The following is a 12420-nucleotide window of genomic DNA, read 5'->3' on the forward strand; positions in this document are numbered from 1 at the left end:
AAATATAAAATCGCTTTATCGCACGGGAATTGCCGGCCCTCGTTTAAGTCCAGGTTGAAACTCATCCACTCCTGGTCTGTTGTTAGCCGCATCCATTTCCTTTTGGGCAGCAGCGCGTAGATATTCCTTGAAAGGTGTAACACGGTCCCTGTAGTTGCTTATTTGTGTAACCAGGTAACGTGTTTGCAACGTCCCTCCTTGACCTGCATTAATGTCAGGTACACCCCTTTCTAATGAATAACCCTGAAACACATGAAAATGGCGCCGGCAAGGTAAACCACCGCGCGTTGAACATGGTTGGCAAGTCTCTTGATCTTGCCCATGTGAATCAGTCCTATCTCTTTGAAGGACTGGGGTATCGTGCGGATAATTGTCCGGAGTGGATTCCATGGGATGACTGGGTTCAAATCATGAATCGCTTGCATGAGGAAGTGGGCTCAGACACAGATTTGAGGAAGGTTGGCTACGATGTGTTCAAGGCCCCGTCTGCTATCTTTCTTCTTCGCCTGGTAGGCTTCTTTGCTGATCTTGGCAGCATGTTGATGCGCATGAATGAACTGATCATGCGGACGTTCTTCAAGGGTCTTGAGTTTGAAACCAAAATTGACAAAGCCCGCAGTATTTGCGAAGCGCACATCACCATCCCTGAGCACCTGACAGCTTCCCGCTCTTTTCTTGTCATGTCGGCTTCTGCTTATGAGGCCATTTTTCAGCAGCTGAAAATCGACTACAAAGAATTCGAATACAGCTGTACCGACCGAAAGGCTGTGTACTCTTTCAATTATCAGGCTTCGATGGGAATGTTGGCAAGCCTCCGCCGGATGTACCGGGTGATTGTTGGGGCTGATTACGCGGTGCGTCAGATTGCTGCCAATGAAGATGAACTGCGGCGGCGACTCGAAATTGTAGAGGCTGCGCGTGCCGAGGCAGAGGTGCTGCGCGCCAAGGAGCATACTGCACGAGAAATAGCGGAAGAAGCCTTGCAGGTGCGACAGCGTTTTTTGGCTGTTATGAGCCACGAATTGCGCACACCGCTGAATCACATTATCGGATGTTCGTCCATTCTGTTGTCGGAAGAGCTTGAGGATGACAAGCGCGACTATGTAGACATTATTCAGCGTTCATCTTACAATTTGCTAGAGCTTATCGAGTTGGTGCTCGACTTTACCAGTGCCGGCACGTTGTCTGGCGAGACACCTCAAAGCATGTCGATTTATGACCTGCTGGATCCACTGATCGAGAAGGCGAGGTACGATTGTCAACTCAAGAGTCTGGCTTTTGAGTATCCGGAACTTGAAGGTGAAGAGCGCTATGTGGTTGTGTATGCCGGCCATCTAAAACGCATATTGCGACTCCTGCTCGACAATGCCATTAAGTTTACCTCGGAAGGTGTTATCCGATTGTCCGTTTCTTTCGACTCAGACAGCATGCTGGTAATCGCAGTAGAAGATACCGGAATAGGCATCCCGGAGAACTGGCAAGCAGAGATCTTTGAACCGTTTCGGGCTGTTGATTCTTCAGATACCAGATCAGCCGGTGGCATTGGACTTGGACTAACGATTGCGAGAAAACTTGCACGAGAAATTGGCGGTGACCTCGTCTTGAAAGAGAGCAACCAGGCTGGTTCTAACTTCATTCTCTCTGTGCCCATCAACATGAGTGTGGAACAAGAACGACCTGCAACGGCTACAGAAGAAGGGAAGTCTGAGTAATCTATATCCTGTATGTCAGTAACTGCTGGTACTGCTGTGCCGCACACAACCTCTTTTTCGTTGATCGAAACGATGCATTACAGGCATCGCATACGGTTCCTGTCTGATCACCTTGCCCGCATGGCTGCTTCAGCGGCCCATTTTGCCATCCCGTTCGACAGCAGTGCTGCTAATACTTGTATCAAAGAAGTTATTGCACGCGATATTAAAGGAGATGGCGCGCATAAAGTACGCATAACACTAAATAGCGATGGTGTTTTTGCCGGCACAGCAAGCCGGGTTATTCGGATACCTAGGCGGCATCGAAAGCTTTGCATTTCGCCGCTGTTGGTTGATCAGGCGAATCCTTACTTCCACCATAAAACGACGCGACGGGCGCTGTATGAGTCAGAATTTTCGCGTGCAGGCGCAGCAGGCTATGATGAGGTACTTTTTTTCAATACCCGCGGGATGCTTGCCGAGGGTAGTCGGCACAATGTGTTTGTTCGAATAGCCGGCACCATTTTCACACCTCCGCCGGCAAGTGGTGTTTTGCAGGGTGTGTATCGGAAGCAGATTTTATCCAGGTGCCCACAAATTAAGGTGCGGCCCATTCGACGGGCTGAATTGATGCAGGCATCAGACTTGTATCTGACAAATGCGGTTCAGGGGCTCCGGCGCTACGTCTGTCGCGGCAAATTTGAGGTGCTTAGTTTCCCGAAGCCGGAGAGTACATAATGTGTGCCCAGGGAAGACCGGCGTCCATCAACCAGGGAGCACCTTCCATCGGAGCCTGGCTTGAGAGTCCGGTTGATTCAGTTGTTGCGTAAGGCATGTACATCACATAGAGGGGCCGCACGTCAGATACTTCACCGGTTTCGAGGTTGAGGCTGCTTGCACTACCAAAAAGCTGATACAATGCTGCTGGTTCTTCTGGCATTTTGAGTGTGCCGGCTTCAATTTCATTTAAACGTGTTTCTCTTGATGTATTCCGATCAGCACCTTCTTTTTTGAGTTGGCGGCCGCGCGACATGAAGGGATCCATGGTGTTGTGATAGCAGGCCGCATGAAAACGGTCGTCAAAGGGATTGTCTGCCAGGCAGATGAAATCGTTGTTTCCTGCGCGCAGTTCAATCATGTCACCCGCTTCATTAAAACCCAGGACCTGTGCGCCATCTTTGAGGTCTTCCGGAGCAGGAGATGTCGCGCCGGCAATCTGAATGTCAGCTGCAGGAAGTGATTGAGCGTGCAGCAGGGAGCAGGGGAAAACCAGGGCGATTGCGGAAAGCAGCAACGTAGATACAAGGCACGTGGCAAAGAAACGCATGGGCTTAGGGAGTGATAAGCGTTGGAGAAAATTGAACGCTCCCAATATACTACATCATTTACCTTAAAAGCATACCGTTAATACAGCGATTCGTACGCTTCACGCCATGTTTTTCGCAATGCCTGCAAAAGACTGGCAGCGATTTCGAATTTGTTGTTGTGGATGAGGTTGAGGCAGATCGTGTATGATTGGTCGAGACTTTCTGAAAGGCTGTTGTTTTTTGAGTGCTGCAGGCTCTCAATAAGTACCTGAATTGCTGTGATTGCGTGTGGCGCGTTGCGGGTTGTGCAACCCCAGATGGCTTCGCTGTAAGCGATCATCAAGAGCTCAAAAGGTTTGGCGCCGCAAAGCCGGCCTTTTTTATATCGGGATATGGCGTAAGAACGTTTCACGCAGCATGCTGGTCAGGGACCTCGCTGCCTGCGGGAAGCAGGCAGCGAGGCAATACGCAGGTAGAACTAATTTGGTGGAGGAGAGGATGCAGAGATGTGTTATGGCATTAAAAGATGCGCGATGGGAAGAAGGGGATTGGTGAGGATTGACATTGCTACGCTGGGTGCCGGTGTGATGCAATCGGTAAAGATACCAGCACCCAGTGCAGCGCGGCGAAATTTAGTGACGCAACGCTATTGTCGGGGGCCCTCTCTCTGGAAACAGCGCTTCAATAAACACCGGAAGCGTTGCATGCTCGAAGACAGAAACCGGTTTGGATATGCGTGTTAAGGTTTTACGAGGTGGCCGTTTTGAGATTGTGGTCATTTGCATTTCCGCGTATTAAACGCGACTTAGATAGGAGCTTGTGATTGCTATTAGGCGACTATCCACGAGGAAGGAATCTGGTGAGGATTTTTTATTGGATAGATCACCCGAATGTTTTATCGACCAATTTGTGGCCGACTTAAGCACATAATGGATATTCTCCAAAATTTTTTGGATAAAAGGGCGATTGAGGCCCGTTTGAGGGCCGGCGGTATTGCATCAGCCGCACTCGATCAGGTGGCTAAACTTTTCCAGGATGTAGCGCGCACTATGTGTGGCGCTGGTCTATCGGCTGACAGCAAAGTGATTGCATGCTGGGTGCCCGGCCGGATAGAGGTGCTCGGCAAACATACCGATTACGCCGGCGGATCTAGTTTGCTTACCGCTTCCGAACGCGGATTTGCTGTCCTTGTGTGTCCAGGTCAAACAAACGATATCACAATGCTGGATGCGGGCCGTGGCGTCGCATGCACCTTCAATCCGCAGGGAGATGTGGCCGGCGAACTGCCGCCCTGGGCTTTATATCCACAGACCGTGATAAAACGGATTCGAGCGAATTTTGATATGCCTGCAAAAGGCGGAGTAATCGGATTCAGCAGCAATGTACCACGGGCTGCCGGCATGAGCAGTTCCAGTGCACTTATTATCGTTACCTTTTTAGGATTGTCATGCTTTGGTCCACTGGAAAAACATCCGGGCTATCTTAAGGCGATTAAAACAGAGACCAACCTGGCAGACTACCTCGGGCACATCGAGAACGGCAAATCTTATAAACAACTGATAGGAGATGGTGGTGTGGGTACGCTTGGCGGAAGCCAGGACCATACAGCAATTGTTTGTGCAAAACCACGTCATATACTCCACGCTGCATTTCAGCCGACCCGCGTGATTAACCACGTCCCATTACCCGAAGATCTGGTGTTTTGTGTAGGGGTGAGCGGCGTACGCGCAAAAAAAACCGGTGCTGCCAAAGCTGCTTATAATGCCGCAAGCACGCGGGTTACCAACATCCTGTCGTGGTGGAACGGCCGTTTCAGCCACCATGCAAACTCGCTAGCGGATATTGTGGCTGATGAATCGTTCGACTCGGAGGTCGTTTTGAGTGAACTGGGCGCGCAAGAAGAAGGCCTCCTTGATCGTTTTGTCCAGTTTGTTCGGGAGACCACGCAGCACATTCCCGGAGCGGTTGAGGCCTTGCAGCACGGGGACCAGTTATCGCTCGGTGTACATGTCCGGGGTTCTCTTGCCGATGCGGTCAAGAGATTGGGCAACCAGGTGCCTGAAACGATAGCACTTGCCGGCCTGGCGAGGCCAAACGGCGCTGTAGCTGCTTCTGCATTTGGCGCCGGTTATGGAGGATCGGTTTGGGCGTTGGTTGATAAGGCGCAGGCCGCGGTATTTCTGGATAAGTGGGAGGCTGCATACAGGCAACAGTATCCTGCGCAGGACGAAGCGTCATTTTTTATAGATGAAACGGGGCCGGCTGCTTTCAAACTCTCATCAGTGGCTTAAGGCAAAAACGGCGCATTGGTGAGAATATGCTACAAACAGGGTAATCCGGCGCATTAATTACAAGGACGGAGAGCCTGTATTGCTTTTTATCACCAATAGGTAGACCACATTATGAACGCCCCTAAACAAGCCACCTGGACGATTGCCATTTTCATTGCAGCTGTTGCGATGATCCAGGAATTTAACCTGTTTGATCTGAATCTCGGCGCTTACACCTTTTACATGATGATTGCCAGCGTTGCCTTGCTTGCAATTGCTTCCAAATTAAAAGGCATTTAGGGGCCGGCCGGCCAGTTGGCCGGCTCTTTCTGTTTCCTGCAGATTATTACCCGCGACTTATTTCCCACAGACAGCACGGGTCATTTCTGCTAGGCTTTCTTCCACCGGACCCATCCCCATAGTTGCTCGCCGTTCGTTTACCGTATCTGGTTCTTCTAACGGGGCAAGATGGAGACCTTCATCGGTACACTCCCATATCGGTTGGGTGCCGTAGCGCTGCTTGCGGTCGTGATTGACTGCAACCCGGTCGAACAGATAGGCATAGTTGGATTTGCTAACGCCGTCGTTGTCGAGGTAGGGCGTCATGCGATCCAATGCAAGTACCTGGAAAGCCGGGTCGCGGTCTGCATGCTGCACCAGAAGCCATGCATGCGCTGAGATGCGTTCGCCGAATCTGTGGCTGTCGACCCAGTCATATTGGTCGAGCACGGTCTTCATATACGTAGTTGATTCTACATCAATCAAAACGCCGTAGGCTCTGCTGAGGGCACTGCGCCACAGCTCGGTCCCGGGTTTTCGTTGCTGGCTGAATCGACTATACGCCCTGCGCCGTGCCTGGTCTTCTGCCCATAGCGTGGAGATTTTTTGTTGGACTTCTGCTATGGCAGCATCTTTTGAAGGCTCGAACTTGTCGCGCTTTTTAAGCTTCGTATACTCTTTGGCGTACTGCTTGTCGTAGTCCTTTTTTCCCTTATCAAAGGCTTTGACGCAGGCTTTGTGATTTTTTGATGCCTGGGCAGACGCAACGCCGGCGTCTATCAGCGCAGCGGCAGCCCGCTCTGCGGCCGTAAAGCTACCTTCATCGTCATAGGTCAGTTGCACGGTCGCCAGCCCTGTAGTATCTGCACCTTGTTTGTGCTGCCAGGCACAATAATCGTAGGCTGCAGCATCTTCTGGTGCTCCGAGTAGTGGGACGAGCGGCTGGGCTTGTGCCAGAGCTGGCAGTAGAAGGAGCGCCGTAAGGATAACGCTTTGTGGACATTTCATCTCTTTGCTTGATAATTTGATGACGCTGTGGGCTCCGATAAGCTAGTCAGTATGATAACGGCTGGGTCGCGAGAATGGTTACAGGAGTAAGGAGTTTGGGGGTAATACCGTACGTCATGCCGGACTAGATCTGGTATCCAGACCGCGTCGGGCGAAGACAGAATCCTGCATCAAATGCGGCTGTTACATGACCTCGGATAGGCCAAGCCAACTGCTCGCCCATATTCTTCGCACGGCTCAGCGTGACAAGGAGGGGAGCTTGGCAGTTGCGTATTTAACCATTAAATTGCATCCATGGCAGCATCACGTTTATCGAACGGCAAAGCCGAAATACGCAAAACCACACCCACCGATGCATCCTGGATGGCAGCCGGTTTCCTGGGAATGGGTTGGGCGAAGCCCGATGGCTACTTCGAAGCGCGGTTGCTAGAGCAAGCCTCGGACGCGCTGGTGGTGCTGGTTGCACGGGTAGGAGAGGCGTACGCCGGCCACGGACTGGTGCGATGGGAAAGTAGCTATGAACCTTTTGCTGTAGCCGGCATTCCTGAAATACAGGACCTGAATGTATTGCCCGGTTACAGGAATCGTGGTATAGGCACGCAACTGCTCGATGCTGCAGAGTCGTCTATAGCAACCAGGAGTCCGCTAGCTGGAATAGGTGTTGGCCTTTATGCTGATTACGGTGCAGCCCAGCGGCTCTATGCAGGACGTGGCTACCTTCCCGATGGCTGTGGGATCAGCTATGATAACAAGCCGGTCATTAAAGGTGAGCAATATCCTGTAGATGATAGCATGGTACTACACTTTATCAAAAAGCTACGATAGCGTTGGGGTTGCATGCCGTTAGCCGCAAACTAAAGCATACCCTGCACCGTTTTCTTATCTTGAGAGACCACCCGCTGAAAAGGTTTACAGCCAATCAAAAACCAGCTATGAAGACACAAGAAATTACCCTCAACATAAATGGCGAAGCGGTGACGCTGCAGGTTGAGCCAGAGATGCCCCTCCTGTGGGTGCTGCGCGATGAATTGAACATGACGGGCACCAAGTTTGGATGCGGTGTTGCCGCCTGTGGCGCGTGCTCTGTGATGTTGAATGGCAATGTGATACGCAGTTGCTCGTACCCTGTGGGTGCCACGGTCGACCAGGAAATCAAAACCATCGAAGGCCTTGCTGAAGACGGAGAGCGAACCGCCGTGCAACAGGCATGGATCGATCACCAGGTGCCTCAGTGCGGCTACTGCCAGTCGGGTATGATTATGGCGGTAGAAGCCATGCTTGACCGCACCCCCGAGCCTACCGACGACGATATCGACCGCACCATTACCAATATTTGCCGGTGTGGTACCTACCAACGCATCCGTGATGCAGTTCATGACGCGGCAGAGAAACGCCTGAATGAGCAGCAGCAAACCACCTGATATTTCCAACTTGGTCTTGAAATAGAACGATGACTGAAAACAAAAAGAAAAAGACGAGTTGGACCCGGCGCGCGTTTATGGCTGCCGGCGGTGTATTAGGAGCTGGACTCGTTGTTGGAGTGGGCGGCATGGCCTACGTGAACCGCAAAATTCAGCAGTATTCCGGTACAGGCATGGGTGAAGGCGCTTCGCTCAATGCATGGATTCGTATTGCACCGGATAACTCGATCACGCTTGCAATTCCGCGCGCAGAAATGGGGCAGGGGGTGTATACCTCATTGCCAATGATGATTGCGGAGGAGCTTGAAGTTGAGTTGGACAACATCGAAGTGATGCATCCCCAACCTGAGTCGCCTTACGCCAATGTATTCATGGTGACGCAGCAACCTCCCAACTTTTTTGAAGGGTATTCTGTGCAGCAGAAAATGTTTGCATTTATGACCATTGTTGGGACCGGTGGGAGTACTACCATTTCAGACGGCTTCTACAACATGCGTTACGCCGGTGCAACTGCGCGTGAAATACTCCGAATAGCTGCTGCAAATCGGTGGGGTGTGGACGTTGCCCAAACTGAAGTCCGCAATCGCACCGTTGTGCACAAAGATGATGGTAGCTCTCTCACATATGGTGAACTTGCTGCTGAAGCTGCCATGATCGAGTTGGAGGAACTGCCGGCGCTCAAAGAAAAAAGCGCCTGGACAAAAATTGGCAAGCCTGTTCCACGTGTCGATATCCCCGGCAAGGTGAACGGAACTGCTGAATTTGGGATAGACGTCCGACTCGACAACATGCTGTACGCTGCAGTACGTTATCCTGATGTTGTAGGTGGCAAAATCACGGGCATCACTAATCGGGCCGAAGTAGAAAATATGGCGGGTGTCGAGAAAGTGGTCTTGACGGACTTCGGTGCTGCGGTAGTTGCAAACAATACCTGGCGTGCAAGGAATGCTGCAGCTATACTCAAGTTACAAGTTGAAGATGCTGGCTATGCAAACCTGTCGACGGATAAAGTCAACAGAGAGCTGGAAACAGTTATGGCAGCCGGCGAAGCCACAATTCACGAGGATGTTGGCAACACCGATGACTCATTTGCCACCCCAACGGGCGCGCTGGTCAAAGCCACCTACCATGTGCCGTATCTTGCGCATGCGACCATGGAGCCTATGAATTGTACGGTGTTATACAACGAAGGGCGGGTTGAACTGTGGACGGGACACCAGGCCATTTCGGTTGTGTTAGAGCAGGTTGCTAAAGTGACCGGCGTAGCATCAGAACAGATCCACATCAACACTACCTACCTTGGTGGCGGATTTGGCCGGCGGGGTGAGTTTGACTACGTCACCATTGCGGCTGCCGTTGCTAAAGAAATGCCCGGTACACCCGTGATGACAGTATTCTCACGCGAAGCAGATATGCAAAACGACTTCTATCGGCCAGCTGCTACGAGCGCATTTCGGGCTCTAGTAGATGATGATGGTGGGTTAGCAGCCTGGGAGAATTACGTCGTGCAACAGCCAGTAGGATATCAAGCAATGCAGCGGTTGGCGCCAGGACTTCCTGCATCCAAAGAGCACGACGAGCCTTCAACAGAGGGCGCTCGCGGCCTGCCGTATGCGATGAACAATTGCCGTGTAAAATTCAGCCCTGTGGATTTACCGCTTCCCATTGGATTCTGGCGCAGCGTGGGCAGTAGTCAGAATGCCTTCTTTACAGAGTGTTTCATCGATGAGTGTGCCCATGCAGCCGGCGTGGATCCGTACCAGTTCAGAAAAGCCAAATTGGGCAGCCATCCTCGCTTCGAGAAGGTACTCGACCGGGTAGCTGGAATGAGTAACTGGGGTGGACCGCTACCGGAAGGCACCTTTCAGGGTATTGCTCTGCACAAGAGTTTCGGCTCCATTGTGGGTCAGGTTGCACAGATCACCCGCGTTGACGAGAAGAAGTACAGCATAGATAAGTTTTTCTGTGTCATCGACTGCGGCACTTACATTAACCCGGATACGGTTGCAGCCCAGCTAGAAGGCGGGATTATCTTTGGCCTCTCAGCTGCTCTTTACGGCGAGATCACATGGAAAGATGGTGCTGTCCAGCAAACCAACTTCCCGACGTATGACATGGTACGCCTCAAAGTAGCACCACGTGTTGAGGTGGCGATTATGGAGAATGATGAATATCCGGGAGGAGTTGGGGAGCCGGGGACACCACCTGCGGCGCCGGCACTTGTAAATGCAATTTTTGCTGCTTCGGGCGTGAGGGAGCGCGTATTGCCGCTGAATAAGCAGGGATATGTGTTTGTGTAGATTAAAAGCTGATGGCTACTTCTTCACGTGTAAAAGCCGGGTGGCAGTGTATTCATCCGCAGATAGTCTGTAGAAGTATATGCCCTGCGGAAGCGTGTCTGCCTCGAATTCCAGTTGGTATTTGGTAGCCGGCTGATAGTGATCTACCAGCGTGGCAACACTGCGGCCCAATACATCGAATACCTCCAAACGAACTTGCGCGTCTTCAGCAAGCGTATAGCTGATGGTGGTGCGATTGCTAAAAGGGTTTGGGTATGCCGGATTAAGCGCGAACGTTAGCGGAGCGAGAGAAGGGGTGTTGAATGAAGCGTCTCTCTCAAAAGGCACGATGAAGCTTCCAGTTGAACCATTGATGGACATCGAAACAGCATCTACGTTTACCACGTCTTTTCTGCCTGCAGCGCTGATGGTGATACGGGTGTTGTACACTGCTTCATCCGTAGTTGGTGCCGTCGCCGAAATGGTGTATGTCTGCCATGATCGCGACAGTGAGACAGTCTGGGTTGTTGATTCCAATGGGTCGCTATAGATTTGCTGATTTCTGAAGCTGATATCAAGCTTGGCTTTATCTCCCTTTTTGCCACCGCGGAGCCATAGGGTTACCGTCACGTTGTCACCATTGGATGCCGGATTGGGCTGGTGAATACTTGCACGTTGCGAGAGCCGAATTGCGTAATTGCCATCATAGGCATTGGCTGGATTGTTTATACGTTTAACCCCTTTCTGGTTGGCATAGCGCCAGGCAAAACCGCCAAACGGTGCCGCTTCTTCAAAACTGCCATTGGCAACATCCCCGTTGAGTCCAAATCCGCTGACAACATCTGAAGCAGCGGATGTCCATCCCATTACGCCGGATAGATGTGTAGCAAGCACGTTCGCCATGCCAGCATGATCATATTCACTCCCGTGAAACTGCTCAAATACCCAGGGGAAAATGGTAGATGACATGTTGGCATCGTTACGTTCCGCAATCACTTCGTGGGTGTAGTTGGCCGGCTCGTTTTTATCCCAGCCAAAAGCATTGAAAAGCATAATGTGTGCCTGAGGATGAACGGTACGCAACGCATCCAGGAAGTTGTGGTAGTCCTGTTTGATTTCCGCCTTCGGTTTCCCCACATCGTTAGCGCCGAGGTTGACAACAACTACATCAGGGCGGTACCGGTCAAAATCCCATAAGGCTGACGCGTCCCACCAATCGGTCTGGTTGTATTTTTCGTGCAAAGACGAGATGGTTTCGCCACTTGCTGAAATGTTGTGGTATGAAGCATCGAACATGCGGGCAGTGATGCCGGCATATCCAAAAAATGAACCCCGCAAAGACGTGTAGGCTTCGTCTTCTTCTGATTCTAGCGACTGACCTGCCAGGTTGGAGTCGCCATAAAATTCAATTCGCCGCGTAGGAGGCGCAGGCGGGGGCAAGGTGCCGGCATTTGCTCCCGTTATGCTAAATCCAAAAAAGGTAGCATTGGTACCTTCGTAGGTTTCCTTGATCACTTCCACTTTGTGGGGGCCGGCAGAAAGACTTGTGGCAATCTGATAGGTTGCTTTGTTGGCTGTAACTGCAATTTTGTGGGATCCAGCAGTGTCATCATCAAGCACTACACGGAAGTACTCGGTCGCAGTACCCGCAGCAAGCGTAACAGAGAGGGCCTGTCCGGTAAAGTTCATTGTGATAGAGGCGCCTTGCCAGCCGGCAGCAGGGCGGGCGGGATTTGCCATGTCCCAGCGGCCCATGTAGTGCAACGCTTCGTCCGTTGGTGTTACATCAACCACGTTTCCTGTATCAGCGAAGCCAGCCATTGGCCAGGTCAGAGAAGCTGTTAGAAGGATGACGACGAAAGAACAGAAACGGGGAATCGTGAATGGCCGTTCCAACATGGTGTGTTCCAGGTTTAGCTTTTGGTAAATTAGATGCGGCTAAAATAGACGATAAAATTGATCCTTGCACACGCCTTTGGAGGCGGAATTGGCAGTGAGATGCGCCAAAAAGCGCATTAAGCTGGATACTGTATTCAGGTCAGAACCACAACCGTTAGTATGCATATACAGCTTCGCAATTCTTAGTGCCTGCAGCCTTTCGAAACGACTTTGGTGTACAGTCTGGCTTCTGCGCCGGCACTGAACATTTCTTATTGTACCCCAAC

Annotated in this window: 11 protein-coding genes; 7 read left to right on the forward strand and 4 right to left on the reverse strand. The window is 51.5% G+C overall.

Annotated features, from left to right (window positions below; translation table 11 throughout):
• Window positions 1-233: 233 nt before the first annotated feature.
• Together AAF564_21985 and AAF564_21990 are read left to right on the forward strand one after the other, a co-directional pair.
• Window positions 234-1712 (forward strand): ATP-binding protein, encoded by a 1479-nt coding sequence (locus tag AAF564_21985; GenBank protein MEM8488237.1) that lies wholly within the window; start codon window positions 234-236, stop codon window positions 1710-1712.
• Between the two features lie 12 nt (window positions 1713-1724).
• On the forward strand, window positions 1725-2429 hold the full coding sequence (locus tag AAF564_21990; protein ID MEM8488238.1) for an aminotransferase class IV: 705 nt from the start codon (window positions 1725-1727) through the stop codon (window positions 2427-2429).
• On the opposite strand, the gene AAF564_21995 is transcribed toward AAF564_21990, so the two are convergent.
• Window positions 2401-3018, reverse strand: coding sequence for a hypothetical protein (locus AAF564_21995; GenBank protein MEM8488239.1), 618 nt, complete (start codon window positions 3016-3018; stop codon window positions 2401-2403). The two genes, AAF564_21990 and AAF564_21995, sit on opposite strands and share 29 nt — an antisense overlap.
• 77 nt (window positions 3019-3095) lie before the next feature.
• Window positions 3096-3410, reverse strand: a complete 315-nt coding sequence (locus tag AAF564_22000) for a hypothetical protein (protein MEM8488240.1) — start codon at window positions 3408-3410, stop codon at window positions 3096-3098.
• 517 nt (window positions 3411-3927) lie between these two features.
• On the opposite strand from AAF564_22000, the gene AAF564_22005 reads away from it, so the two are divergent.
• On the forward strand, window positions 3928-5289 hold the full coding sequence (locus tag AAF564_22005; GenBank protein ID MEM8488241.1) for a galactokinase family protein: 1362 nt from the start codon (window positions 3928-3930) through the stop codon (window positions 5287-5289).
• Window positions 5290-5400: 111 nt separating this feature from the next.
• Window positions 5401-5568, forward strand: a complete 168-nt coding sequence (locus AAF564_22010) for a hypothetical protein (protein MEM8488242.1) — start codon at window positions 5401-5403, stop codon at window positions 5566-5568.
• Window positions 5569-5625: 57 nt separating this feature from the next.
• Here AAF564_22010 and AAF564_22015 read toward each other — a convergent pair whose 3' ends face one another.
• Entirely contained in the window at window positions 5626-6555 is a 930-nt protein-coding gene (locus AAF564_22015) for a DUF6624 domain-containing protein (protein ID MEM8488243.1), read from the reverse strand.
• 294 nt (window positions 6556-6849) lie between these two features.
• Between AAF564_22015 and AAF564_22020 the strand changes: the two genes are divergently transcribed.
• The 3 genes from AAF564_22020 (at window position 6850) to AAF564_22030 (ending at window position 10276) form a co-directional block, all read left to right on the forward strand.
• Window positions 6850-7380, forward strand: coding sequence for a GNAT family N-acetyltransferase (locus AAF564_22020; GenBank protein MEM8488244.1), 531 nt, complete (start codon window positions 6850-6852; stop codon window positions 7378-7380).
• A 107-nt stretch (window positions 7381-7487) separates the two neighbouring features.
• Window positions 7488-7976: a (2Fe-2S)-binding protein gene (locus AAF564_22025; GenBank protein ID MEM8488245.1), complete on the forward strand. Its 489-nt coding sequence runs from the start codon at window positions 7488-7490 to the stop codon at window positions 7974-7976.
• Between the two features lie 29 nt (window positions 7977-8005).
• Window positions 8006-10276 carry a molybdopterin cofactor-binding domain-containing protein gene (locus AAF564_22030; GenBank protein ID MEM8488246.1) on the forward strand — a complete coding sequence of 757 codons (2271 nt, stop codon included), beginning with the start codon at window positions 8006-8008 and terminating at the stop codon, window positions 10274-10276.
• A gap of 15 nt (window positions 10277-10291) precedes the next feature.
• Here AAF564_22030 and AAF564_22035 read toward each other — a convergent pair whose 3' ends face one another.
• Complete coding sequence (locus AAF564_22035) at window positions 10292-12076, reverse strand: GDSL-type esterase/lipase family protein (GenBank protein MEM8488247.1); 1785 nt, start codon at window positions 12074-12076, stop codon at window positions 10292-10294.
• Window positions 12077-12420: the final 344 nt, after the last annotated feature.

Source organism: Bacteroidota bacterium (genome assembly GCA_039111535.1).
Classification (GTDB): Bacteria; Bacteroidota; Rhodothermia; order Rhodothermales; family JAHQVL01; genus JBCCIM01.